Annotated in this window: 22 protein-coding genes and 1 pseudogene; 6 read left to right on the forward strand and 17 right to left on the reverse strand. The window is 39.8% G+C overall.

Going from position 1 to position 24,636, the window contains the following annotated elements; genetic code table 11:
* Nucleotides 1-108: 108 nt before the first annotated feature.
* Nucleotides 109-1,911 (reverse strand): ABC-F family ATP-binding cassette domain-containing protein, encoded by a 1,803-nt coding sequence (locus tag E7303_RS11520; RefSeq protein WP_292145451.1) that lies wholly within the window; start codon nucleotides 1,909-1,911, stop codon nucleotides 109-111.
* A gap of 154 nt (nucleotides 1,912-2,065) precedes the next feature.
* Between E7303_RS11520 and E7303_RS11525 the strand changes: the two genes are divergently transcribed.
* Together E7303_RS11525 and E7303_RS11530 are read left to right on the forward strand one after the other, a co-directional pair.
* Nucleotides 2,066-3,256, forward strand: a complete 1,191-nt coding sequence (locus E7303_RS11525; RefSeq protein WP_292145452.1) for a cation:proton antiporter — start codon at nucleotides 2,066-2,068, stop codon at nucleotides 3,254-3,256.
* A gap of 122 nt (nucleotides 3,257-3,378) precedes the next feature.
* Nucleotides 3,379-4,056, forward strand: coding sequence for a hypothetical protein (locus E7303_RS11530; protein WP_292145453.1), 678 nt, complete (start codon nucleotides 3,379-3,381; stop codon nucleotides 4,054-4,056).
* 436 nt (nucleotides 4,057-4,492) lie between these two features.
* On the opposite strand, the pseudogene E7303_RS11535 reads toward E7303_RS11530, so the two are convergent.
* Together E7303_RS11535 and E7303_RS11540 are read right to left on the reverse strand one after the other, a co-directional pair.
* Nucleotides 4,493-5,209 (reverse strand): annotated as a pseudogene (locus E7303_RS11535) (amino acid ABC transporter ATP-binding protein); the annotation flags it as partial.
* The gene (locus E7303_RS11540; RefSeq protein ID WP_292145456.1) at nucleotides 5,196-6,737 is read right to left on the reverse strand and encodes an ABC transporter substrate-binding protein/permease; all 1,542 of its coding nucleotides are present in this window, start codon (nucleotides 6,735-6,737) and stop codon (nucleotides 5,196-5,198) included. The gene E7303_RS11540 and the pseudogene E7303_RS11535, both read right to left, overlap by 14 nt.
* Nucleotides 6,738-6,946: 209 nt before the next feature.
* Here E7303_RS11540 and E7303_RS11545 point away from each other — a divergent pair, with 209 nt between their 5' ends.
* Nucleotides 6,947-8,446, forward strand: a complete 1,500-nt coding sequence (locus E7303_RS11545) for a sodium/proline symporter (RefSeq protein ID WP_292145457.1) — start codon at nucleotides 6,947-6,949, stop codon at nucleotides 8,444-8,446.
* A 114-nt stretch (nucleotides 8,447-8,560) separates the two neighbouring features.
* Here the strand turns inward: E7303_RS11545 and E7303_RS11550 are convergent, their stop codons facing one another.
* Nucleotides 8,561-9,841: an O-acetylhomoserine aminocarboxypropyltransferase/cysteine synthase family protein gene (locus E7303_RS11550; protein ID WP_292145458.1), complete on the reverse strand. Its 1,281-nt coding sequence runs from the start codon at nucleotides 9,839-9,841 to the stop codon at nucleotides 8,561-8,563.
* A gap of 245 nt (nucleotides 9,842-10,086) precedes the next feature.
* Here E7303_RS11550 and E7303_RS11555 point away from each other — a divergent pair, with 245 nt between their 5' ends.
* Nucleotides 10,087-10,254: a hypothetical protein gene (locus tag E7303_RS11555; protein WP_022773343.1), complete on the forward strand. Its 168-nt coding sequence runs from the start codon at nucleotides 10,087-10,089 to the stop codon at nucleotides 10,252-10,254.
* 38 nt (nucleotides 10,255-10,292) lie between these two features.
* Here the strand turns inward: E7303_RS11555 and E7303_RS11560 are convergent, their stop codons facing one another.
* The 12 genes from E7303_RS11560 to E7303_RS11615 all read right to left on the reverse strand — a co-directional run bounded on the left by E7303_RS11560 (nucleotide 10,293) and on the right by E7303_RS11615 (nucleotide 21,847).
* Nucleotides 10,293-10,940 (reverse strand): 4'-phosphopantetheinyl transferase family protein, encoded by a 648-nt coding sequence (locus E7303_RS11560; protein WP_292145459.1) that lies wholly within the window; start codon nucleotides 10,938-10,940, stop codon nucleotides 10,293-10,295.
* Entirely contained in the window at nucleotides 10,937-12,898 is a 1,962-nt protein-coding gene (locus E7303_RS11565; protein ID WP_292145460.1) for a fructose-1,6-bisphosphatase, read from the reverse strand. The genes E7303_RS11560 and E7303_RS11565 overlap by 4 nt, the downstream gene beginning before the upstream one ends.
* Nucleotides 12,899-12,966: 68 nt before the next feature.
* A complete protein-coding gene (locus E7303_RS11570) occupies nucleotides 12,967-13,263 on the reverse strand; it encodes an STAS domain-containing protein (RefSeq protein ID WP_103868802.1) in 297 nt (98 codons plus the stop codon).
* Nucleotides 13,264-13,284: 21 nt separating this feature from the next.
* The gene (locus E7303_RS11575) at nucleotides 13,285-14,487 is read right to left on the reverse strand and encodes a hypothetical protein (RefSeq protein WP_292145463.1); all 1,203 of its coding nucleotides are present in this window, start codon (nucleotides 14,485-14,487) and stop codon (nucleotides 13,285-13,287) included.
* An 82-nt stretch (nucleotides 14,488-14,569) separates the two neighbouring features.
* Complete coding sequence (locus tag E7303_RS11580) at nucleotides 14,570-15,055, reverse strand: RNA polymerase sigma factor (protein ID WP_022773350.1); 486 nt, start codon at nucleotides 15,053-15,055, stop codon at nucleotides 14,570-14,572.
* Nucleotides 15,056-15,074: 19 nt separating this feature from the next.
* Complete coding sequence (locus E7303_RS11585) at nucleotides 15,075-15,266, reverse strand: hypothetical protein (RefSeq protein ID WP_292145465.1); 192 nt, start codon at nucleotides 15,264-15,266, stop codon at nucleotides 15,075-15,077.
* Between the two features lie 71 nt (nucleotides 15,267-15,337).
* Nucleotides 15,338-15,685 carry a hypothetical protein gene (locus E7303_RS11590; protein ID WP_292145466.1) on the reverse strand — a complete coding sequence of 116 codons (348 nt, stop codon included), beginning with the start codon at nucleotides 15,683-15,685 and terminating at the stop codon, nucleotides 15,338-15,340.
* Between the two features lie 13 nt (nucleotides 15,686-15,698).
* Nucleotides 15,699-16,175: an HAD family hydrolase gene (locus tag E7303_RS11595; RefSeq protein WP_292145467.1), complete on the reverse strand. Its 477-nt coding sequence runs from the start codon at nucleotides 16,173-16,175 to the stop codon at nucleotides 15,699-15,701.
* A gap of 44 nt (nucleotides 16,176-16,219) precedes the next feature.
* Nucleotides 16,220-18,373 carry an ATP-binding cassette domain-containing protein gene (locus tag E7303_RS11600; RefSeq protein WP_292145468.1) on the reverse strand — a complete coding sequence of 718 codons (2,154 nt, stop codon included), beginning with the start codon at nucleotides 18,371-18,373 and terminating at the stop codon, nucleotides 16,220-16,222.
* 12 nt (nucleotides 18,374-18,385) lie between these two features.
* Nucleotides 18,386-20,560: an NHLP family bacteriocin export ABC transporter peptidase/permease/ATPase subunit gene (locus tag E7303_RS11605; RefSeq protein WP_292145469.1), complete on the reverse strand. Its 2,175-nt coding sequence runs from the start codon at nucleotides 20,558-20,560 to the stop codon at nucleotides 18,386-18,388.
* Between the two features lie 19 nt (nucleotides 20,561-20,579).
* Nucleotides 20,580-20,996, reverse strand: coding sequence for a hypothetical protein (locus E7303_RS11610; protein ID WP_292145470.1), 417 nt, complete (start codon nucleotides 20,994-20,996; stop codon nucleotides 20,580-20,582).
* Nucleotides 20,997-21,241: 245 nt separating this feature from the next.
* The gene (locus E7303_RS11615) at nucleotides 21,242-21,847 is read right to left on the reverse strand and encodes a YgjV family protein (protein ID WP_292145472.1); all 606 of its coding nucleotides are present in this window, start codon (nucleotides 21,845-21,847) and stop codon (nucleotides 21,242-21,244) included.
* A gap of 134 nt (nucleotides 21,848-21,981) precedes the next feature.
* On the opposite strand from E7303_RS11615, the gene E7303_RS11620 reads away from it, so the two are divergent.
* Both E7303_RS11620 and E7303_RS11625 read left to right on the forward strand, forming a co-directional pair.
* Nucleotides 21,982-23,517, forward strand: a complete 1,536-nt coding sequence (locus E7303_RS11620; protein ID WP_292145474.1) for a Na+/H+ antiporter NhaC family protein — start codon at nucleotides 21,982-21,984, stop codon at nucleotides 23,515-23,517.
* Nucleotides 23,518-23,601: 84 nt separating this feature from the next.
* Nucleotides 23,602-24,240, forward strand: coding sequence for a phosphoribosyltransferase family protein (locus E7303_RS11625; protein WP_022773363.1), 639 nt, complete (start codon nucleotides 23,602-23,604; stop codon nucleotides 24,238-24,240).
* A 60-nt stretch (nucleotides 24,241-24,300) separates the two neighbouring features.
* Here the strand turns inward: E7303_RS11625 and E7303_RS11630 are convergent, their stop codons facing one another.
* The gene (locus E7303_RS11630; RefSeq protein ID WP_292145475.1) at nucleotides 24,301-24,537 is read right to left on the reverse strand and encodes a hypothetical protein; all 237 of its coding nucleotides are present in this window, start codon (nucleotides 24,535-24,537) and stop codon (nucleotides 24,301-24,303) included.
* Nucleotides 24,538-24,636 lie beyond the last annotated feature (99 nt).

The raw sequence follows: 24,636 nt of genomic DNA on the forward strand, positions 1-24,636 counted from the left end.
CAATAGCACATACCCATCAAAAATATTATCGACTTTTAGAAAGGGATTACTTATGTTTAATTAATTAAATATTTCTTAAATACGATCAGTTGGAAATATACATTGGCATTAGTTGCATCGGGAAAAGCTGTCAACCATTTCCTGAAGCTCAACATATCTGTCCATTTTGCGTTCTATTTCAGCATCAACTTCCTCTTTTTCCCTTGTCAAAGCAACAAGTTTTGGATAGTCCGTAGCAGCAGCTACTATCTGTGCTTCCAGGTCAGCACTCTTTTCCTCGAGCTTTTCAATTTCTGATTCTATACTATCGTACTCTTTCTGCTCGTTATAGGAGAGCTTGGTTTTCTCACGCGGCGCACGATACTGGGCTTTAGAGGCTTTTAGTTCAGCCTGAGAAACAGATTTCTCACTGGTAGAAACTTCTGTCTGCTTCTTGTGCACCAGATAATCTGAATAACCGCCCTCGCTCTGATAGAGGCTTCCATCTGCTTCAAATGCAAAAATCCTTGTGACAACACGATCCAAAAAGTACCTGTCATGGCTGACAGTAATGATTATCCCGGCAAATCCGTCAAGATAATCTTCCAATATTCTAAGAGTCTGTATATCGAGGTCATTAGTAGGCTCATCCAAAATGATCACATTGGGCTGCTCCATCAGTACTCTCAAAAGGTAAAGTCTTCTCTTTTCACCGCCTGAAAGCTTGGATATTGGAGCATATTGCATATCCGGGCTAAAAAGAAATCTCTCGCACATAACAGATGCAGAAACCAGTCCCTCTGCTGTTCTGATAAATTCAGCAGTATCTTTTATGTAATCAATTACTCTTTTGCTCTCGTCCAAAGCCTCATTTTCCTGGCCAAAATATCCAATCTTTATGGTCTGACCGATTTCTACTGTGCCACTGTCAGGCGTCACAGTTCCAACAATAGTCTTTAAAAGAGTCGACTTTCCGCATCCATTTGGTCCTATGATCCCGATTCTGTCGAGCTTATTGAAGGTATAGGAAAAATCCCTGAAAAGAGTTTTTCCTTCATAGGACTTTGAAATATTGTCAATTATTATTGTCTTATTTCCCATTCTGCTTGGAAGTGAGCTAAGTTCAACCTGTCTCTCCTCCTCAGGGCGCTGTCTGTCCCGAAGTTCCTCAAAGCGCTGAATATGAGCCTTCTGCTTGGTAGATCGTGCTCTTGCGCCTCTCAGCATCCAGGCAAGATCTTTCCGATAAAGAGCCTGAGCTTTTCGCTCAGCAGCCTGCTCATAGTCAAGCCTCTGCTGTTTAAGCTCCAAAAAGCCTGAATAATTGGCCTCATACCTATAGGCACTTCCTTTATCTATCTCAAGGATCTGGTTTGTAACTTCATCAAGAAAATACCTGTCATGGGTGATCATAAGAAGCGCACCGCGAAAATGCTGAAGATACTCTTCGAGCCACTCTATCATATCAGAATCAAGATGGTTTGTAGGCTCATCCAGTATCAAAAGATCTGACGGCGTCATGATAGCCGCTACTAGTGCAGCTCTTTTTTTCTGACCACCCGATAATATAGAAGGATCACACTCCGGATCATCTATGCCAAACTTGGCAAGATTAGCCTTTATCTCACCCATTTTATCCCAATGATCTCCACCATCATAGATCGTATCAGTTATATTCTCCAAAAGAGTCTTGTTCATATCAAATACAGGATTCTGCGGAAGATATGAGATCCTAAGACCGTTATTAACTACAACCTGTCCGCTATCCGGTTCCACTTTCCCTGCCACGATCGCCAGGAGCGTTGATTTACCTGTTCCGTTAGTTCCTACCACGCCAATCTTGTCAGTGTCATTTATTCCAACAGAAATACCGCTAAGAACCGGTTTTGACATGTATGTTTTTGATATGTTTTCAACATTTAAAATGTTCATAAAAAAGCCTCTGTTTCTTTTACTAATTCTATAAGATACACCTCATATTACTGAATCTCAAACCTAAAGTCCATAAGAAATCAAACCTTGACTCTAAAAAAAAAAATGGCGTATAATCTGCAATTAGCGTTTATAAAAGGAGGATAATAAACAAATGGATACGATTCAGATACTTAGAGATCTTGTGATCATAATAGTAAGTGCAAAGTTCTTTGGACTTATTGCAAGAAAGCTTCACGCACCGCAGGTTGCCGGTGAGATCATAGCAGGTCTCCTTATAGGACCTACACTTTTTAACCTTGTGGAAGCCGGGGACTTCCTCTCAGGAATGGCTGAGATTGGTGTAATACTGCTTATGTTCAGCGCAGGTCTTGAAACAGACATAGACAAGCTCAAAAAATCAGGTGTAAAGGCAACAATCCTTGCATGCACAGGTGTTGTTGTTCCTCTTGCCTTCGGTACTATTTTGTACATGGCATTTTACGGATTTGCCGCTCCCGGATCTACTGAATTTACAAAAGCTCTTTTCATAGGAACTATCCTTACAGCTACTTCCGTTAGTATAACAGTTCAGGTGTTAAAAGAACTTGGAAAGATCTCCACTGACGTGGGAACAACAATCATGAGTGCAGCGATCATCGATGATGTAATAGGAATCGTCGTACTTACAGCTGTTCTTGGTCTTAAAGACCCTAATGCAAACCTCGCTGCCGTATGTATCAAGACAGTAGCTTTCTTTGCTCTTTCTGTAGTGATTGGAATTGTGATCTTCAAGATCATGAAGAAAATGGAGCAGAGATGGCCTCATAATAGAAGAATCCCGATCCTTGGCCTTGCTCTTGCCTTTGCAATGGCCTATGTTGCTGATAAGTACTTTGGTGTAGCCGATATCACAGGCGCTTATGTTGCCGGTATCATATTGAGCTCTTTGAAAACATCAGATTACATCGACAGAAAGATGGATATCAATTCTTACATGATCTTTGGTCCTGTATTCTTCGCCAGTGTAGGACTTCAGACTAATTTAAGAACTGTAGACATGACAATTCTTGCATTTTCACTTGCCTTTGTTATTGTCGGACTTCTTGGCAAAGTTATAGGTTGTGGAATTGTCGCTAAATGCCTCAAATATAACACTTCAGATGCATTGAAGATCGGTGTTGGTATGATGACAAGAGGTGAAGTTGCCCTTATCGTAGCACAGCGTGGTCTTAAAGCTGAGATTGTTGATAGCAGATACTTCACAGCAGTAATCCTGCTCATTATATTGAGTTCAATCCTTACACCTATCATCATGAAGGCAATCTATGCTTCAGATGACCGTGCTTCTGCGCAGGGCAAATAAGATTTAGATTTTTAATTTTTTTATCATATTTATTTCACAATTTTCCATTGAAAGGGAAAACCTAATGATGTAATATACATTCTTGTGCAATTTTTTACAAAAGGAAAAAAGGAATTACTTAAATGGAAAATCAATTATACTCTTATGAAGAAGTTTGTAGTCTTATTCAGGATAAAGGTATGATAATGACTATGATGCGCGATGAGGATCTTAATAAACTCTGCCAGTTTGGTAACCACGGATCAATCCTGAATGTTAATACTCTTTTATTCAACCGTTACCAGATACACGCTAACGAAAAAGACTATAACTCAATCAAGAGAATGGCTGAATCAGAAGGTCTTGCCATTGTTATAAGAGAAACAGAAAAGGATGAAGTAGAGGATGTAATAACCGGCTATGAGGAAATTGAAAGCAAGGCTATCCTCTTTATCAAAAATGGAAACCGAGTTTTACAGTTAAATGAAACAGATAAATCTCTGGCTCACGAAATAGTATTCTTCACAAATGAAAATCTCGATCTTATACTTGAATGCCTTTGTGAGAATGACAGTTATAAACCCAAGCCAAAGGTAGCTACACCTGTAGTTAAGTTTGTAAAGCCTGTAGAACCTGAGCTTACTGACGATGAGATAAAAGACATCTTTGCCGAGGGCTGTGAAGTTACACATAACACCTACGGTCATGGATTGGTTAAATCTGTATTAAACGGAAAGATTACTGTAGAATTTGATGATTCAGTAGAAAAGATCCTTTCTGCTAAGATCTGTATAAAGAACAAGCTTCTTTCAGTAGTTTGATCTGATAAATATTTAAGCCTGTAGTGGTCTCCCACTACAGGCTTTTTGATTGTATTTCAACGTGTCATTTTATGCAGAATTCTACTCTGTTTCCCCGCTCTTTTGTATCATCCCATGTATACTTCTCGCCCAACACTACGCTCCTTAGAATTGCGACTGAGATAGAATCACCATCAGTGAAAATATTCATCGCTTCTCCCGAATAATCAGCAACAAATTCTACCTCATCTTTTTCCTGTGAATACTCGATAGATAAATGGACATCCGGCTTATCCTTTGTACACACTATGCACTGATGAATAGCTTCTTCATATGCACGGTGTATCTTCTTTGTAAGCGCAACAGGTATTTGGTTTTTCTGAGCATAATCTTCGATCAGTCTGTGAGTTCCAAGGTAATCATAATCATTTCTGCTTATATCTATTTCCAGCACTTTCAGGCGCCTTACAAAGCGGCGGGTTTTCTCCCTTTTAGGATTATCGAAAACCTCTTCCGGTGTTCCTTCCTCATAAATTTCGCCCTCATCCATATAGAAGACTCTGTTACTGATGGCCTTGGCAAAAGACATTTCGTGAGTGACGATCATCATGGTTTTTCCGCTTTCAGCCAGCTCTTTTATTACTGCCTTAACCTCGCCAACCATAGTGGGATCAAGGGCACTTGTAGGTTCATCCAGTAGTATTACATCCGGATTCATGGCAAGTGTCCTTGCTATGGCAACCCTCTGCTTTTGACCACCGGATAATTCATCAGGCCAGGACAATGCCTTATCTGACAGGCCTACTTCACGAAGACGATCCATGGCATTATCGTAGGCTTCCTGCGCCGGTTTACCCAAAAGGTCCATGGTAGGCGCCATAACATTTTCAACTACAGTCATATGCCCAAACAGATTAAATGACTGAAACACCATTCCCATCTTTTTATGTACTTCTTCAATCTTGCAGCCTGGACCTGTGATCTCCGTTTCATCAAGCCACACTTTTCCGGAAGTTGGCTTCTCAAGCAGATTTATGCATCGTATAAGTGTGCTCTTGCCTGTTCCCGAAGGTCCTATAACAGCTATGACGTCTCCATCATTTATTGTGGCATTGACATTCTTAAGGGGAACCACGTTTGGGTATTCTTTTCTAAGATTCTCAATCCTTATCATTTAGTTTTACCCCCTTCAAATAGCCTGACTGTCCCTTCTTCTTGAAATCAATATTTATTTCCATCTTATCTATCACATCTCCGAGCAAGGCCTCAAGTCCGAAATATATGATCGCAATAGCTATCAACGGGAAAAAGGCATCGTAAGTGCGGCTCCTTATGATATCTCCTATCTTTGTCAGATCTTGAACCGCTATGTATCCTACTACTGCAGTAGCTTTAATAAGCCCTACTATTTCGCCTTTGTATGCGCCAATAACGTGGGGAAGGGCCTGAGGTAAAATGATCTTGAAAAAGATCTTATGATCTGAATAGCCCAGAGAATACGCTGCCTCATATTGTCCATTATCAACTGCACCAACACCTATCCTTAAAAGCCCTATTACAGCAGCAGCGAAAGTAAGCGTAAAACCAATGACTGAAACAATAATTCCATTAATATGCAGACCAGCAAAAATAATGTAGTACAGTATCATCAAAAGAACTACAACCGGCATTCCCTGGATTAATCTCATAGCTCCATTTGTGATGTTATTCGCGACCTTGTTCCCTTTTCTGCAGAGGAGATAAACAAAAAAGCCACTTACTGTTCCTAAAATAACCGATGAAACCGTGATTATAATAGTTGTAATTACACCCCTCACAAAAAGAGTCCATCTGTTTTCTCGTATAAATGTCTTTTCAAAGCTTGTCACAACTCTGCTAAAAAAGGCTCCTATTGAAGAGTCACTTACTCCACTTCTCACGACAATTCCTGCTTTTTCAGTATAAAGATCCTGCGAAAAAGGCAGTGCCTGAGCACGTTCCGGAGTTACATTAAGGTTTGCCATTATGCAGTCCACATCACCGGATGCTGCCGCGTTTATTATGGCACCATAGTCATAGACTTTAAATTCCAGGTCTGCATCAAGATATTGCGCAAATCTCTCGGCCAGCTCTATGTCATATCCGCACAGTTCAGCGCCCTGATAGAAAGTATAAGGAGTGGCTATTCCTGAAGTGCCCACTATCAGCTTCATTTTGGGATTTTTTATCTCAGGGAAATCAGGAATTTCAAAGTCATTTTTGATAACCCATCGGTCGTACATATCATCAAGAGTTCCATCCGCACGAATCACGTCAATAAATGTATCAATCTTTTCTTTTAGCCCGTCGATTTCTGTGACAGGCGATAAACCTACAGCAATATGGACCTCTTCATCCATTGTCTCATCAAGAAGCTTTACTCCTTCGACCCCTGTAGCAAGAGCGATCTGTAGCTGCCTATAGTCATAAACAAAGGCATCTATCTTTCCCTGCGCAAGCGCCGGTAAAGCTTCATTTAATTCGATATATACCAGCTCTGCATTCGGAAACTCCTTCTCAACAAGCAGCATTGATGAAGATCCTACGCCAACTCCTATTTTTACCCCCGGGCTCTTGAGCTGATCCTTTGATGTAATAAGACCGGTATCATACGCATAAACGATATGCATAGGCATTAGCACTAATGTAAACATCAATAATATATAACTAAGGATTTTTCTCAAAATGATCCTCCTGCCGACCCAAAATCGAACTTTTTCACGTTTGTTTATGTGCTGTTTTATGTATATTTGTTTACATTTTACTACACTGCATCTGCCAAGTCTCTATGCTTGTTTATTATTTAATAATTACTTTATACACATTATTAATCTGTTGATTTTATCACTGTGCTGTGGTAACGTTTTAAAAACAGTATATATAAGGAGAGCGTATGGAAACACAAATTGTTATTGGTATTGTGATTGTTTTGTATCTAGCTATGATGATTCTCATAGGTGTTGTCTTTTCAAAAGGGAACGATGATGCCGGAGATTTTTATCTTGGCGGTAGAAAATTGGGCCCGTTAGTTGCGGCTATGAGTGCCGAAGCCTCTGACATGAGCAGTTGGCTGCTTCTTGGTATACCGGGCCTTGCATACCTTTCAGGTATGGCAGACGCAACATGGACCATTATTGGTCTCGCTATAGGAACTTATCTCAATTGGCTTTTTGTAGCAGCAAAACTCAGAAAAACCACTGAAAAGCTTGGTGCTATAACTATTCCCGAGTACTTTTCTGCAAGATTCAAGGATAAAAATAAGACTATAACGCTTATATCAGCCATCATAATTGTTATCTTCTTTATCCCCTATGTAGCTTCCGGATTTGCTGCCTGCGGCAAGCTTTTTAATACTCTATTTGGTATTGATTACGCCTTTGCCATGATCGTCAGCGCTATTATCATAGCTCTTTACTGCTCACTCGGTGGATTCAAGGCTGTATGCATGACGGACCTTGTTCAAAGCATAGCTATGACGCTGTCCCTTATCATAGTCATTTTCTTTGGAATAAATCAGGCGGGTGGCCTTGGAGCTGTCATTGATAATGCTAAATCTCTTCCGGGATATTTTAGTATTTCTCAGGTCTATGACCCTGTCACCAAGACAGCAACACCTTATAGTGCCCTTACAGCATGCTCTATGCTAGCCTGGGGCCTTGGCTATTTTGGAATGCCACATATTCTTGTAAGATTTATGGCAATAGAGGATGAGAAAAAAATCTCGTTATCAAGAAGAGTAGCAAGTATATGGGTTGTAATTGCCATGTTTATCGCTCTTGCCATCGGCGTTATCGGTCTTGCTATGAGCGCAAACGGTAAAATTCCTGTACTTGAGGGAAGTGGAAACGCTGAGAGAGTAATAATCTACATCACTAATCTTATGAGCTCTTTTGGCATATTCCCTGCAATAATTGGAGGTATTATCCTTTCAGGTATTCTTGCAGCTACCATGTCTACTGCTGATTCTCAGCTACTTGCTTCTGCTTCAGCTATTTCATCAGACCTTATTCAGGCCTTTGGTAAAAAGAAACTTGATGATGAAACACAGGTTAAAGTAGCTAAAATAACCGTTGTATTAATATCTATTATTGCGATCATCATAGCAAGAGACCCTGATTCATCAGTATTTCAGATTGTTTCTTTTGCCTGGGCCGGCTTTGGAGCAGCATTTGGACCGGTTGTTCTTCTCTCACTTTTCTGGAAACGTTCAACCCTTCAGGGAGCACTTTCAGGAATGATTGCAGGTGGTGCATTTGTTTTCATCTGGAAATATGCCATTGCCAAGCTCGGAGGAGGCTTTGCAATCTATGAGCTTCTTCCTGCATTCCTTATTGCTCTTGTTGTCAATGTTATAGTAAGTCTTTGCACTAAGGCTCCTGATATTGATATTTGATTCTTTCGAACATAAGAAACGTACGCTACATGCGCACCTACTCAAAAAGACCACTTCCATAACGAAGTGGTCTTTTTATATGTGTTATATAACTTATATGCTATTTACTGGTTATCAGATAGCTGCAAAGCCCTTTTCAAGGTCAGCTATAATGTCATCTATGTGCTCAGTTCCAATTGAAAGTCTGATTGTGCTCTGGCTTATGCCCTGATCCTTAAGCTCTTCATCTGACAGCTGAGAGTGTGTTGTTGTTGCAGGATGAATAACAAGGCTCTTTACATCCGCTACATTTGCAAGAAGTGAGAAAATCTCAAGATTGTCGATGAACTTCCATGCTGCTTCTTTTCCGCCTTTTATCTCAAATGTGAAGATTGAAGCTCCTCCGTTAGGGAAGTACTTCTCATAAAGTGCATGATCAGGGTGATCTGCAAGTGATGGATGGTTAACCTTCTCTACCTTTGGATGATTTTTAAGGAATTCAACTACCTTCTTTGTATTCTCAGCGTGTCTGTCAAGACGAAGAGACAGTGTCTCAACACCCTGAAGAAGTAAAAATGCATTGAATGGAGATATTGTAGCTCCTGTGTCTCTAAGGAGAATTGCTCTGATAAATGTAACAAATGCAGCTGGTCCTACGGCATCATAGAAAGATACACCATGGTAGCTTGGGTTAGGATCTGCAATATTAGGGTATTTGCCACTTGCTTTCCAGTTAAATTTGCCGGATTCTACAATTATTCCTCCAAGCGTTGTTCCATGTCCACCGATAAACTTTGTAGCTGAATGTACCACAATGTCAGCACCATGTTCAATTGGTCTAATAAGATATGGTGTTCCGAAAGTATTGTCGATAACAAGTGGAAGACCATGTTTATGTGCTATCTCTGCGATTGCATCAATGTCTGGAATATCACTGTTAGGATTGCCAAGAGTCTCAAGATATATTGCTCTTGTATTATCCTGAATTGCGCTCTCAACTTCGCTTAAGTTATGAGCATCAACGAATGTTGTTGTCACTCCGTACTGCGGAAGTGTATGAGCAAGAAGATTATAGCTTCCGCCGTAAATTGTCTTCTGTGCAACGATATGTCCGCCATTAGCAGCAAGCGCCTGAATTGTATATGTTATAGCTGCAGCGCCTGATGCAACTGCCAGCGCTGCGCTTCCACCTTCAAGTGCTGCAATTCTCTTTTCCAAAACATCCTGAGTGGAATTTGTAAGTCTTCCATAAATATTTCCTGCATCTGCAAGTCCAAATCTGTCTGCCGCGTGCTGGCTGTTTCTGAACACATAGGATGTGGTCTGATAAATAGGAACGGCTCTCGCATCTGTAGCCGGATCCGGCTGTTCCTGTCCAACGTGTAACTGTAATGTTTCAAATCTGTAATCACTCATGTTTTTAACTCCTCCGTTCCTTGTAATTACAGAAATCATACTCCCAAACCTTGACCTTGACTAATACATTAAGCTTATTGGACGCGATAACCGGAAGCTATACCACTTTAAAGCGATACAACTTTATAGCCCTATTGTAAATTTTATAATAATTTAATTTATACATCAGAAAAACTAAATGATTGTGTAGTAGTATAAATAAGAATAGCTACTAGAGGTTTAAGCACTAACGGGGAGGTGCTAATATGGCGATGGAAAAATCTGAGCTTAATGTAAAAGGAAAATGTAAAACTATAGACACAGTTAGCTTTAATGGCAAATATATTGACATAAATATAATAAAAAGGCGTATCATATCAGCGATTGCCATAATTGGTGGTCTCGCTTTTGCCGGTGTCGTTATATTTCTGTGAGTTTTTATTTCCCTAAAAAAGTAAAGCTGAGCGTTTGCTCAGCTTTTTTCTTTGAAAACATCTGTTATTGAAACATCTTTGAAATCCGCATAGGGAGTGCATATTGTAACTTGATAATCCGAAATTTCTTTTCTGATAAGATGAAGTTCTTTAGAATAATACAGGTCATTTTCTGATCTTATATCCAGCTCTATGTTCAAAGGCTCCATTGAAAGCCCTTTTCCATAGTATTTCATAATACTCTCTTTGGCAGTCCAAAGACCTGTATAGAGCATGTCAAGATCGCCGCCAATGTGCTCTGCCTGCAATATCTCACTTTCTGAAAAAACTCTTTTGATAAGTCCCGGCTCAAAATGGCTCTTTTCCTGAATATCTATCCCTACCTCTTTGTCAGAGACAGCAATTATAGCCATTTCTCCTGAATGAGAAAGGTTAAAAAACACATCCTCTCGCCCCTTTATATAAGGCTTTCCGGCACATTTTTCCACAATTTCATAGGCATAGATTCCTTCATTTTCCAGAGCTCTTTTTAGAAGTATTCCTGCAGCCAGCGATAAAAGCTTATTCTTCTGAGGTCTAAAAGCATCAATTTTCTTCTTTCTCTCAGGGGGCATCTGGTCATACCAGTACTCATAGGAACCACTGTCTATAATGCAATTTATATCTGCTGCATAAATCCTGTTCAAGTCTTACCTTTCTCCCTTATTGCTCCACTTTCATAGGCTTTTAGCAGATCCTTTAAGTCTGCAATCTGATTTAGAAGGCTCTTTCCTACGTCAGTGTCCCTGACCAGGATTCTCTTCTTTGTCTTTTCCGTGATCTGTATCTCAGGTGTGTTCTCCTGGCCCTTTACAAAAGCTTTGTGCTTGGCAAGCGCCAGATGATGAGAGTTAAAGATCAGTGTATATCCGGCAATTCCTGTCTGTTCATGATAGGCTTTTGAGATTCCGCCATCAATTATATACAGCTTTCCTCCAGCCTTAACAGGACTCTCGCCCTTCTTGGTCTTGACCGGAACATGGCCATTTATGATATGCGCCCATTCAGGGTCAAGTTTAAATTCTCTTAGTATTTTATCAGCATATTCCTCTTTTGCCGAGAAGGTATAATAAGGATTGTGCTTTTCTGCACATAATTCCTTCTCATTTCTCAAAAACAGACGTTCAAATGTTGATATTTTGTCCTTTCCGAACAAGGGGGAATTTGGCCCGCACCACAAATACCACATAAGATCAACTGCATCCTGCTTTTTCTCGAAATCATCCCTTGGATCGAGGAAATACGCATCATGTATCTTAACATTCAGGTAGTCCATGAGCTCTTTCCCGCAAAAGCTTCCATCTATGGTCTTCATGCAGGTAAAATTGCCCTTTTCATCCATAGGAATGCATCCATGGAATAGCAGGTTATTATTGATCGACCTGTACATAGCCCCATGAGAATACAGGAATTTGACATGCTTTGTAAGAAGCTGAGAATGGATAAAACTAAGTCGAAGTGTTCTTACAAGCTCTTCCTCACCTTCTGATAACGCATATGGATCTTTAGGGTCTATTGTAGGGAAATTTGTGTCATTTAGCTTATATTTTTTATTACCTATCTTAACAGTACCGGCACTATAATCTATCTTGTCCAAAAGAAGTCTCTTTTCAAGGCCGTACTCCGGATGCTTTTTAATGAGCTGTCCTTCAAGTTTTAACTGAATTATACTTATGGCCTTGTACATCTTAGCCGCAAGTGTCGGATTTACTGAATCATATTTGCTCTCATCAAGGATATGCATTTTAAAGCAGCTACAAGGATCATTTCTATATATTTCTGCCGCAAACATCGAAAGGGGCCTTAAATTGATCCCATAGCCATCTTCCAGCGCATCAAATGAATTGTAGCTTATACCGATCCTGAGCACATTGGCTATGCACGCAGTATTGCCACAAGCCGCTCCCATCCAGTCAATATCATGATTTCCCCACTGAATATCCACATCATGGAAATTCATGATCTCTTCCATAACAAGGTCTGGTCTTGCACCTCTGTCAAAAATGTCTCCTATTATGTGAAGTGAATCTATAGTCAGATTCTGTATAAGTTCGCAGAGAGAAATTATGAACTCATCCGCAAAGTCGATCTCTATTATTCCGCTTATTATCTCGTTATAGTAGAGCTTTTTGTTAGAATCGTTCATATCAAGATGCAAAAGTTCATCTATGGCATACGCATAATCTGAAGGCATCTTTTTTCTTACTTTGGATCTTGTATATTTTGAACTTACAACACGGCAGATTGAAATAAGCCTGTTGATAGTTATCTTCTGATGCTCATGTAACTCTTTGGTACTGATTGATTCGTCTCTTCTGATCTTACCTATTACTTCTCGCGGATAATATATGAGGTTTGCCAGCTCAAGCTGCTCTGCCTCAGACATCATGTTACCAAATGTTTCTTCAATCTTGGCCCTGATAATACCCGAGGAACTCCTTAAGAGGTGCGAAAAAGCCTCATATTCCCCATGAATATCGGAAAAGAAATATTCTGTTCCCTTAGGCAAAGCACATATAGCCCGCAGGTTGATTATCTCTGCAGCTGCTTTCCTTGAGCTTGGAAATTCCTTACTCAAAAGTCTTAAATACTCAATATCTCTCATACTCTCTCCTATAATTCCCCTATTACATAGAAAAGCCGCATATTTCTATGCGGCTTAAATAAATATCTTTATTCGATTGTTAAAATATCAACAAATCCTGTTACTTCAAAGATTTCTTTAATTTCTTCATTGGCGTTCTTCACGACCATCTCACCCTGCTTATTCATTACTTTCTGAGCAGATAAGAGAACTCTCAGTCCCGCAGATGATATATACTCAAGATTAGCCAGATCAAAGTCAAGCTTTGTAATGCCGTCAAGAGCGGTCTTAAGCTCATCATCGAGCTGAGGTGCTGTTGTCGTATCAAGTCTTCCATCCAGAGCAACAGTAAGTTGTGATCCATTAGCTATTTTGTTAATTGTCATATTAGGCTCCTCTCATAAAAATCATTTATTGTTAAGGGCACAAACAACAGTCATATCTACTCTGTCCCCTTTAACTCCTACAATAACATCCTTCGCAACGCTGGCAACAATGGACTTTTCAAGCTCATCCCATGCCTCTTTTGCGCTTTCACTGGTATCAATACTGTCGGAAAGAGCATTTCTATACTCATACAGCGACCATGATATTCCAGAATCTGCCAAACCTTCTGTGCTTCCATACATACCCATTGTACCATAGGATATATACCCGCCGCCATACTCCTGCTGTAATTTCATAACATTATTATAACCAAGAATACCGTTTTCAATGACATCTCTGACTTTGCCCATGAAGCCCTTTACTGCTACATTACCTTCAGAGGACATATCAAGCAGCGTACTCTTTTTTTCGGAATCCATGAGCGTTTTAGCTGTAAGCTTCAAACAAGCCTCATTCTTATACTTCTCGAACCATACAACTGCACTATATTCTCCGGTCATCTCTTTTAACATTCCGATTGTTTCTTCAAATATCAGTTTAAGGTGCATTGCATCTTTATTGCCAAGTCCAAGTACATCTATAGCCTTGTCAGCCCTTCCGCTGGCATTAGAACCCTGAATAAAGTCGCTGTCAACAATAATTGGATCGGTGACTATCTGTGGAACACTGGAACCTACTGTGCTTAATGCTTCTGAGAAGTCCTTAATGACCCTCATCTTGATCTTGTTTTTATCTATAGAAACAATGATGTCATCTGCAAGATTCGCAACAAGCGATCTCTCCAGGTCATCCCATGCTTCCTGAGAATACTTATCTTCACGTCTCTTTTTCAGAATGCTGTTTCTATAATCTCTTAATGTCCATGTTCTTTCTGCAGGTGCTTCAAACAAAAACGCCTTCACAAGCTGACCAAAAAATCCTGCCTGCGCACTATTCTCGCCTGTTGTAGCCACCGAGATAAGTTCTTTTTGCTTGTTCGAATCTATATTGTTATCTGCTGAAAGATAGATGTTTGTAAGCTTTGAACCACCCTCAAACCACATCTCTACTGTAGTCTCGTCCATGATAGACTTCGCAAGTCTTAACACTTCCTCTGTAAGAAGCCTAAGCCTCAAAGCATTTTTACCTTCAAGCTTAACATCAAAGATATAATCGTCCAAAAGCTGATAGGCTCTATCAATATCTTTGTCAATGTTACTGATTCTAACGTGCTCTGATTGCATATCTCGTCCCCCTTCAGCAAGTAGTCTGTTTACAACTATTATATACAAAAAAACATAAAAATAATATGCAAAAAATAGAAAATTACGCTAAAATATCCTGCAGTTTACCTAAAGCTTCTCTATGTCTTAGTTTTGTTATACCGTAAGAAAGATTCATTTTCTGGGAAACTTCCTGCAAAGTAAGCCCTTTATAGTACCTGAGCACTATAATGTCTCTCTGCTCTTCAGTGAGCTTTAAAAGGGCTGTTGCCAACTCACTTAAAGATTCCTGTGTAAGTACCTCTTCCTCGATACTGCTCTTTGTGTCTGACAGATCCTCCGGGATTTCAGAGTGAATATGATTAGTCCTGTAAAAGTCGATCACCGTATTGCTAGTAATAGAATAAATCCAAGTAGAGATTCTCGCCTTGGATTCATCAAAAGTATCAAGTTTGTCGTAGACCTTTACGAATACATCTGCGCATAAGTCCTCAGCATCTTCCGGTGAATTCACGTGATTCCTTATGTACGCAAATACTTTATCCTTGTAGTCAGTGTAAATCTGTTCCTTCGAAGGAATGCCCCCCATGTTGCCGTTTCTCCTTTATTTATGTTTCATCTTCCTCTAGGCTTCTTTTGATATATAGATCCCCAGCAGCTGCTACGAATTCCAGATCATCATCAGATAATGCCTGTTTATTCAATGAATATTTTTCTTCAACCCCGCGAATCACTTTTTCAAGATCAGGATTAGATTCAAACTTCTGATAATCGAAAAGTCGTGATAATTTATTTTCCATGGTATTACCTCCATTTCGGAATCATATTTGGTTTCACTTATATATACGAACCAAAATGAATTCCGGCAATTTTATTTTTGAGCATAATCTTCAGGATACGGCTCGATTCCAAGTACATACCGGACCTGTTTTTCCAATTGCTCATCAGACATTCCTGCAGAAAATGCATCTATGTCTTCCAAAAGACCGATATCTGCATATTTCTTTTCATCCGTGCTGCTTAGCACCAGGAAAATCTCCCCATTATCTTCAAAGTCGGCACTGTCGACTCTGTAATAATTATCCTTGTATTGATAGATCTTTCTTTGATGGAACTTATCCATATTTTTTTCATTAATATCTAATGGAACAGCTCCATATTTCTCAAAAATAGACTCTAAATAATTAAGTTTTACTTCGATCTCGTCTTTTGTATACATAGGCATCCAGCTCCTAGGAGTTCTCTTCAAGTTTACGAACGCGCTCTGCTTCGTCTAAAACTTTCTCAACCCACATGTCATCCGGTTCAAATACCCTGAAAACCCTAAATCCGTAAATCTTAGAATTTTCCATGATCACATCTTCATCATCGATATGAAGTGATATCCTGTAGTGATTGGGCAATTTCTGAGGCAAAAGCGTTGTTCTGTTTCCCTGGACCTCAGCCTTATGCCTGTACCCATTCACTATCTGTGAAAATCTGATATTGTAGTACCTAAAAAGCGTTCTGATATACACTTCTGACCTAAATGATGAAGTATAAACCCATACCTCAAATCCCCTGGCCTGGAGCTCATGGATAAGTCTGACTGTACCCTTTCTAAGCCTCTCCGGGAACATTCTGTTTAAGGGGAATCGTAATTCCGGCTCTACCTCATAATTGTCTGGTGAAACAAATAATACATCATCCAAATCAAACGAGATTTTCATCTGCTATCCTCAATTTTAACACTAATATACGAACTATCGCAAATCTATAATTGCTGTCTTTCTACAAGTTCAGCAAAATATCCCTTTTTCGCCACAAGCTCGTCATATGTACCATCTTCAACTATTTTTCCGCCATCCAGAACAACTATCCTGTCACAGTTCTTTATAGTTGAAAGCCTGTGCGCAACTACAATCCTTGTGCACTTTAAGTTATAGAGCGCATCAGAGACTTTTTTCTGAGTAATATTATCAAGAGCGCTTGTAGCCTCATCCAGCAAAAGAACTTTTGGCTTTGGAGCAATAGCTCTGGCTATCATAATGCGCTGCTTCTGACCTCCGGATATTCCGCCCTGTCCTTCTGATATGATCGTGCTCATTCCCATGGGCATCTTTTTAATATCATCTGCTATTCCTGCAATCTCAGCAGCCTCCCATGCTTCATCCAAGGACAGAGTCGGTGCAGAGATAACAATATTTGAATAAATATCTCCCTCAAAAAGAGAGCCTGTCTGAGTAACACTGCCTATTTTTCTCCTAAGAGCGCCAAGGTCAAGCCTTCCCAAATCTCTTCCGTCATAGTAGATGGCGCCTTTATCCGGTTTTTCAAATCCCAACAGCAGTCTTATGATCGTGCTCTTTCCGCAACCTGTTTTTCCGACGATGGCAACATATTCGCCGGGTTTTATCTTTAGATTAAGACCACTTAATACATAAGGAGTACTCTCGCTATACCTGAAAGATACATTGCTGATCTCTACTCCGCCCATAAGCCTGTCGACAGCAAGCTTATCCTCAGAGCTCTCAGTCTCCGCACTTAATATAGGTTCCGCCAGACTTAAAACAGGACTTATCTGCGCTGCAGAAACCGCTACTGACTCAAAGCCGTTAAATACACCCTGAAAATATCCAAAAGCAACCCCAAATGCGATGTAATCGCCCGGTGATACCCCACCATTAACTGCAGTATAGTACAAAACAATAGTGCCAATAATAGTAATGGCTTTGTTGATAGTTCCACTGAAGATAATGGCAGCTGGCGGGCTATAGCTCAATCTGGCGCTCTCGTTGTAATTGTTCGCCCACTTTGCGAAAGCTCTTTTCTCTGCTCCTGCAAGTTTTATCTTCTGAATTCCATTGATGAGCGCATAACTAAGGCCATCCTCATCAGCATCATACTCCATGATCTTCTTGTTTATTCCCGTTCTCACCAGTATTGTCGCAATAGAAACGATCATGCTGGTACATAGTATAGCTATGGACGGAATCACCAGACACTTTGCAAAATTTCCAATCTGAAGCAGGTACAGAAGCGACACAACAACAGTTACAGGCAGGGTGAAAAAGTTTTCAACAAGAAGACTACATATAGTTCCTACCGCATCTATTCTCGATGCCAGCTCACCGGAAGTATAATCTTTAAAAAATCTTGCCGGCAGGTTCAAAACCCTGCTCATTACCGCTGACTCGACGCTGACAGAGTTTTTTATCCCAATTCGCTCCTGCACCAGCTCTGAAGAAGCCTCAAATAGCTGGTTTGCTATAACTACCATAAAAAAGTAAACAGCCGTACCAACCAGTATGCTCATATTTTGGCTTTTCATAACGTATCCGGTTATAAACCCTGTGAGCTGCGTGGTCATGAGAGATCCAATTGTAAACATAAGCATAAGCGCTGCAAAAAAAACGAGATCCCCCATATCCATGCAGTCTTTCATGTAAACCAAAAGATCTTTCACAGTAAGTTTTTTTCTTGGAAGAGGTCTGTAAAAGCAATAAGCTTCCTCCATAAAAGCCGCATAATTTGAGGCATTTACCGTCACTTTTTTCTTCAGGTCATAGTCAAAGTACCTGTATCCGCCTCCTCTTTTAGGCAAAAGAGCTACCGGCTTATCCTGATTTCCAAGATATGCCAGCATAGGTCCATAAGCGTCCTTATACCACTTGCCCTCGAGAGTTATCCTTCTGTACATTATTCCATAGGCTTTTACAGCATCCTTAAGGTCTGAAGTTACCTCTTTTGGCTTAAATCCAAAATACTCAATGATCTCCTCTACTGCTTTTTGGGCAATATGACGCCTGTCCATCATAAACGACTCGTACTTGCCGCTAATGGAAGACATCATGTTGTAGATGGAATCTTCAAAAATATCCTGATCACTTTTTATTCTTTGCCTTATCTGTTCGTCAAACCAGCCCACGTTCGCCCCTCATCATTCATTGACAACAAGCTCGGTATAATAACCATTCTTTGCCATCAGTTCATCGTGTTTTCCACGTTCCACCACTTCTCCATCCTTAAGAACAAGGATTTCGTCGCAATCACGTATTGTTGATAACCTGTGTGCTATTACAATACATGTAATTCCCCTGTCTTTAACCGCCTTGATCAGCTCAAATTCTGTCTTTGCATCAAGCGCACTGGTCGCCTCATCCAAAATGATTATTGAAGGATCCTGTGCAAGAACTCTTGCTATCTCAAGTCTCTGCCTCTGACCGCCCGAGAAATTGCTGCCATTTTCATCCAAAAGACTCTTATACGCGCCTACTCGGTCCATAATGTCATCATGGATCTGGGCATCTCTTGCCGCCAGGATCATCTCAAAATCTTCAATGGATTCATCCCACATTTTTATATTATCTTCAATAGTTCCTGCAAAAAGAACTATGTCCTGATCCACAACAGCCACTGATCCCGCGAATTCATTGCGGTTGATCTCAGACATTTTTTTACCATCAAATGTGATCTCTCCACTCCAGGGCTTATAAAGTCCGGAAATAAGCTTTGAGAGCGTGCTCTTTCCGCATCCTGAACCGCCAACTATAGCGATTTTGCTGCCCTGTTTTAAGCTAAAAGAAATACCATTTATCACAGGGGCTGACATTCTCGAATAGCCAAATACAAGGTCCTTTACTTCAACATTTCCAGAGAGCTTGGAATATGTTTCCGGTTCATCGTCCTCTTTAAAAGTCGCTTCCACCGGATAATTCATAACATCTTCAACTCTCTCCATCTGAGAACGCATCTCCTGTATCGTCTGACCTGCTCCTATAAGCTGCATTGCAGGTGACGTGAAGGACTGCAGATACATCTGAAAACTCGTAACCATACCAAGGGTGAACTTCCCTCGCATTACAAGCCCAACACCAATAAAAAGAACTAAGCTGTTAGCTACTATATTCAAAACCTCAGGTATTCTGCCAATCCAGACATTAATATGCGAAAACTCTATATTTTCCTCATTAACCTTTGCGTGCATTCCTGCCCATTTCTCATAAAATCCATCCTCTGCACCACTGGATTTTATTGTCTCTATCATTGAAATTCCTGAAAGAGTGGTCGCTGCGAGTTTTCCTTCATCTCTCATGTTAAGCCTTGTTATATTGACTCTTTTCTTGGAAATCAGTCTGCCTAAAAACGCATTAATACAAAGAGTTATTATTCCTATAAGCGTCAAAGCCGGACTGTACCGTAGCATTACTATAAGGTAAAAGATCATCATACCAATATTGATGACTATAGGAGTTAAGGTGGAAACAACTGTATTTGCTATAGAAGCATTTGTTCTTTTTCTCTGAAGAATATCTCCTGAGAGTCTGTTGTTAAAAAAATCTATCGGTAGATGCAATACTTTCCACATATATGTGCTATTGCCAATGATAGACATTTTTCCATTTATTTTTAGCGAATACAGATCTGTGATGGCATTTACTACTATCTCCAAAAAACAAACAACAGAAAACAGGATTATAAATGGAGTAAGCAGTTCAATATTCTCTCCTGTGAGGAGTCTATCCATGAAAAATCTCTGGAATCCGGGACTGATGATATTAAATGCATATGCAATAACAGTAGACAGCACAACAAAAGCAACTGCCAGCCCTGCCCCATGTAATCTCTTCGTGGCAAACTCAACAGTGCTCTTTCTCTTTCCGCTCTTTTCAAAATTATTTCCCGGCTTTATAAAAAGACATATTCCGGTAAAAGCCTCATCAAATTCGCTCATAGGAACAACAATGGTTCCTCTGGCAGGGTCATTCAAATAAGCTTTTCCATTCTTAAAACCATTTAAAACAACAAAATGATTAAAATTCCAATGTATTATGCAAGGAAATTCCCCATCTTCAACCAGATCTTCCGGCTCATACTTATAACCGTTGGCTTCAAAGCCATATGCTCTGGCTGCTTTAAGGATATTTTTGGCGTTAGAACCATCTCTTGAAACACCGCAATCTACCCTTACACGCTCAAGAGGAATCCACTTGTCGTAATAGGCCATTATCATATCAAGGCATGCAGCGCCGCATTCAAGAGCCTCCATCTGCATAACGATCGGAACATTTGCCTTACCTTTTGTTACAGGCTTTTTTATAGTTGATCTATTCATTACGCCCCTCATCCCCACACTAATTAAATAGTAAGCTGATCAACTGAGTCTCTTTGTAAGATGCTTTAACATCGTATGAACCATCAGGAATGTCCACATTTCCAATTGCAATGATATTCCCATTTTCATCATGCTTAATATAGCCTATTGGCACCAAAAAATCTCCGATTTCAAGGTCCATATCTATGGTCAGGTTGCGTGCAGCAGCGCTGTCCTCAAAAGTTGCGGTAACAGCCCCTTCATATACCTCAGCCTTTCCATAAACATAGCTCTGTATAGAAGAAAAATAGCTCCACCCTATAAGGCCTAACAAAATGATCATTATCGCCAATAGGACTATCCATCCCTCAGCTCTTGCCACGTGAATATACGTAGTAAGATCATCCGGCGATGAAATTCTTTCTATACTTTTCTTTCTAAAAATGTCCTCTTTCATAGTTTCCCTCACATAAGAATACCCGTTATAGCCTCTTATAAAATATTTTATCATAAAAAAATAGACTTTTGAGCAATCAAAAGTCTTAAAAGGGAGGAAGGGCTGCTTATTATTATAAGCAACCCTTCTGTTGTGTTATGAAAAGTATATATGTGGGGTTCAAGAGTGTTGTCTCTCTTGATATTGATTATGTTATACTCCAAACCTAAAACGAAACTAAAAATAATGTGTCCAAAAAGTGAATATTAAAGATACTTCTCGTAATAGCCATCCTTCTTTATATATCCCATTTTTAAAAGATATGCCTTGTGGTTCTTGTCAGATCCCCTGTAAACCAAAGATTTTATCCCTTCTCCGGGAAGTTTATCCAAGAGATATTTACCAATAGAAAAATCCCTGTATTCAGGTATTGAATAGTCCAAGTCTATATCAACTACGCCATCTTTTTCTTTTCCAAAAAATAAAGATACAGGCTTTCCGTTATGGCAAACCACGTAACCCAGATTAGACTCCGAAAAATCTAATAAAGTCTCTGGAAAGCAATCCCTTATGTCAGCTGAATAGAACCTTAAAAGATAGCTCACAAGAGCATCCTTAGTGTTAACTCTCACTATACTGTAATCCACTTTTGTATTACTCATTTTTACAAGATAGTAGATATTTATCAAAACGAGACATACATTCATGACAGCTGTGGGATATGAATGAATTATGAAAGCATAAGTCGTAAAGATAACGCTTCCGATCGTATTGACTACCCTGAGTTTAACAACAGATGCCATAAGAAAAGAAACCAGTACCAAAGCTGATCCCAAATAACCTATAGCCTCAATAATTGTCTTTGTATCCATTTTTACCTCTTTCTATTTTTTATAACAAATTACCAATGGGAACATATCATATCAGAAAAACATTTATAGTTCAAATATATACTTTTGACACAATTACATTGTATAATTATTTAAAATTAGCAAGGAGGATTGTTATGTTTACAGACTCATTTTGGTCACTACTTCCGCCAATCATAGCCATTGCACTAGCGTTGATCACCAAGGAAGTTTATTCATCATTATTCATTGGTATTCTAGTTGGGGGACTACTTTATTCCGGATTTAGTTTCACAGGAACAATAGAGCATGTTTTCGTCGATGGGATGATTGGTCAGCTCTCGGACCCATGGAACATTGGAATTCTTATATTCCTCGTAATTCTAGGCAGCATCGTAATGCTTATTAATCGTGCCGGTGGTTCAGCAGCCTTTGGAAAATGGGCTTCCGAGCATGTAAAAACAAAGATAGGCGCTCAGATTGCCACTGTACTTCTCGGAATGATCATTTTTATCGACGACTATTTTAACTGCCTTACAGTTGGCTCAGTTATGCGTCCGGTTACTGATAAACACAAGATTTCCAGAGAAAAGCTTGCATATCTTATTGATGCTACTGCAGCTCCAATATGCATCATCGCCCCTATCTCCTCATGGGCCGCTGCTGTAACTGGTTTCGTTGATGGTGCAAACGGCCTTACCTTATTTGTAAGAGCTATTCCTTACAACTTCTATGCTTTTTTGACCATCGCAATGATGTTTGGGCTCACCCTCATGAATTTCGACTATGGCGCGATGAAAGTTGCTGAGCACAACTCAAGAAAGGCATCAGAAAAAAATAAAGCTAAAAAAGAAGCTGCATCTCTTACCGGCGCCGAGGATCAGCCAACTCCTCCGGTGTCTATCAAGGGAAAAGTTATTCACCTTATTCTCCCTATTATCGCACTTATCATTTGCTGCATAATCGGAATGATATACACAGGTGGTTTCTTTGACGGTGCAAGTTTTATAGATGCCTTTTCAGGATCTGACGCATCTGTTGGTCTTGTTTACGGTTCTGTAGCAGCGCTTATAATAACAATTGTTTTCTATGTATGCACCAGAGTTCTTAGCTTTACAGAATGCATGAATGCTCTTCCAGAAGGATTTAAGAGCATGGTTCCTGCTATCATGGTTCTTACTTTTGCATGGACTCTTAAATCAATGACTGACTCCCTTGGAGCAGCTACATATGTTGCAGGTCTGGTACAGAATATAGCCGACAATTCCGCTCTTATGAGCTTTATCCCTGCAATAGTATTTGTTGTAGGCGCTTTTCTTGCATTTGCAACCGGAACATCCTGGGGCACCTTTGGTATCCTCATTCCTATAGTTGTTAACGTGTTTGGAGGAGATCTTAACAATGAGCTTATGATAATTTCAATTTCTGCCTGCATGGCCGGTGCAGTCTGTGGAGACCACTGTTCACCTATTTCTGATACAACAATCATGGCAAGTGCCGGTGCGCAGTGTGAACACATCTACCACGTTTCAACCCAGCTTCCATATGCGCTTACAGCCGCTGCTGTTTCCCTGGTTGCATATGTGTTTACAGGATTTTTGAAAAACTGGCTGATCTGCCTTCCTATTGCTATACTTCTGATGCTTGGTACATTGTTTGTAATCAAGAACATGAAGTCACCCAAAAATGCCTGATAAATAATTGGAATTTAGATAATATAATGATATTATTTTATATATAAATATTTTTATCAGGCTGATGAGAAAGGATGGTTGACTATGCAAAATTATAAAAAGATGGAGTATTCTAGAAACAAAGATGTTCTTCTACGTTATACACCCGGACATTTTATAACACCTCATTCTCATGTTAACTATTACATCGATCTTTGTGATACAAAGGCCAGAATGAAAGAGGCCAGAGCTGCAGGTGAATCCTTGGCAGAAATGTATATGACCTCTGATATCATCGATACTATACTGTGCCTCAATGGTACAGAAGTTATTGGCTCTTACATGGCCAATAAGCTTACAGAAGCAGGAATTCTTTCAATGAATTCCCACAAGACCATGTATATTACAAGTCCTGAGATCAATGTAAATGATCAGATCATGTTCAGAGATAACAATAAGCACATGATAAATGGTAAAAAAGTCCTTATCCTGATCGATTCTGCCACAACAGGCGGCACATTAAAGAGTGCTCTTGATTCCATCAGGTTCTACGGCGGCGAGATCGTGGGTATTTCAGCTGTATTCTCAGTTGCTACTCAGATTGAAAGCTTCCCTATAAGGGCGCTGTTTACTACAAGGGATCTTCCAGATTACGCCAGCTACGCACATGATAACTGTCCTTTATGCAAGTCAGGAGTTGCTGTTGATGCTATCTGCAATGGATTTGGTTATTCAACTGTATAAAAAATAATAAAATTTAAGCATCTCTTGGTAATTACCACAAAACCAAGAGATGCTTTTTTATTACTGATTTCCCATATTTTTCATCATTTTAGCTGTTTCAATATCATTGGCAGTAAGCTTTATGTTGGACTCTAATGTTTTCCCATCAGGAGTAGTTACCTTGATATCAATTATTGTTCCCTCCTGCATGGCATTGTCTCCAATTGCTCTAAAGAAAGGTAATACTTTTGGATGTTCCTGCGAAAACAGCCCAAAGCGCTGTTGAAGTTGCATAAGCAGCATTGGATTCATATTCATTTTTGTACCTCCGTGATAAATATGGTAGTGTCAAATCTGACACCCCCTTTTTTGTTACTAAATCCTTTATTTTCGGGAGTTCAAAATAAAAAGAGCATT

This window comes from Butyrivibrio sp. (genome assembly GCF_015056685.1).
Classification (GTDB): Bacteria; Bacillota; Clostridia; order Lachnospirales; family Lachnospiraceae; genus Butyrivibrio.

Bases quoted from the DNA above. Each gene is read 5' to 3' on its own strand.
- E7303_RS11525 (WP_292145452.1), top strand. From the start codon at position 2,066: ATGGATACGATTCAGATACTTAGAGATCTTGTGATCATAATAGTAAGT.
- E7303_RS11530 (WP_292145453.1), top strand. From the start codon at position 3,379: ATGGAAAATCAATTATACTCTTATGAAGAAGTTTGTAGTCTTATTCAG.
- E7303_RS11545 (WP_292145457.1), top strand. From the start codon at position 6,947: ATGGAAACACAAATTGTTATTGGTATTGTGATTGTTTTGTATCTAGCT.
- E7303_RS11520 (WP_292145451.1), bottom strand. From the start codon at position 1,911: ATGAACATTTTAAATGTTGAAAACATATCAAAAACATACATGTCAAAA.
- E7303_RS11585 (WP_292145465.1), bottom strand. From the start codon at position 15,266: ATGGAAAATAAATTATCACGACTTTTCGATTATCAGAAGTTTGAATCT.
- E7303_RS11565 (WP_292145460.1), bottom strand. From the start codon at position 12,898: ATGAGAGATATTGAGTATTTAAGACTTTTGAGTAAGGAATTTCCAAGC.
- E7303_RS11575 (WP_292145463.1), bottom strand. From the start codon at position 14,487: ATGCAATCAGAGCACGTTAGAATCAGTAACATTGACAAAGATATTGAT.
- E7303_RS11580 (WP_022773350.1), bottom strand. From the start codon at position 15,055: ATGGGGGGCATTCCTTCGAAGGAACAGATTTACACTGACTACAAGGAT.
- E7303_RS11615 (WP_292145472.1), bottom strand. From the start codon at position 21,847: ATGGATACAAAGACAATTATTGAGGCTATAGGTTATTTGGGATCAGCT.
- E7303_RS11590 (WP_292145466.1), bottom strand. From the start codon at position 15,685: ATGTATACAAAAGACGAGATCGAAGTAAAACTTAATTATTTAGAGTCT.
- E7303_RS11550 (WP_292145458.1), bottom strand. From the start codon at position 9,841: ATGAGTGATTACAGATTTGAAACATTACAGTTACACGTTGGACAGGAA.
- E7303_RS11605 (WP_292145469.1), bottom strand. From the start codon at position 20,560: ATGAATAGATCAACTATAAAAAAGCCTGTAACAAAAGGTAAGGCAAAT.
- E7303_RS11620 (WP_292145474.1), top strand. From the start codon at position 21,982: ATGTTTACAGACTCATTTTGGTCACTACTTCCGCCAATCATAGCCATT.
- E7303_RS11630 (WP_292145475.1), bottom strand. From the start codon at position 24,537: ATGAATATGAATCCAATGCTGCTTATGCAACTTCAACAGCGCTTTGGG.
- E7303_RS11610 (WP_292145470.1), bottom strand. From the start codon at position 20,996: ATGAAAGAGGACATTTTTAGAAAGAAAAGTATAGAAAGAATTTCATCG.
- E7303_RS11570 (WP_103868802.1), bottom strand. From the start codon at position 13,263: ATGACAATTAACAAAATAGCTAATGGATCACAACTTACTGTTGCTCTG.
- E7303_RS11555 (WP_022773343.1), top strand. From the start codon at position 10,087: ATGGCGATGGAAAAATCTGAGCTTAATGTAAAAGGAAAATGTAAAACT.
- E7303_RS11625 (WP_022773363.1), top strand. From the start codon at position 23,602: ATGCAAAATTATAAAAAGATGGAGTATTCTAGAAACAAAGATGTTCTT.
- E7303_RS11595 (WP_292145467.1), bottom strand. From the start codon at position 16,175: ATGAAAATCTCGTTTGATTTGGATGATGTATTATTTGTTTCACCAGAC.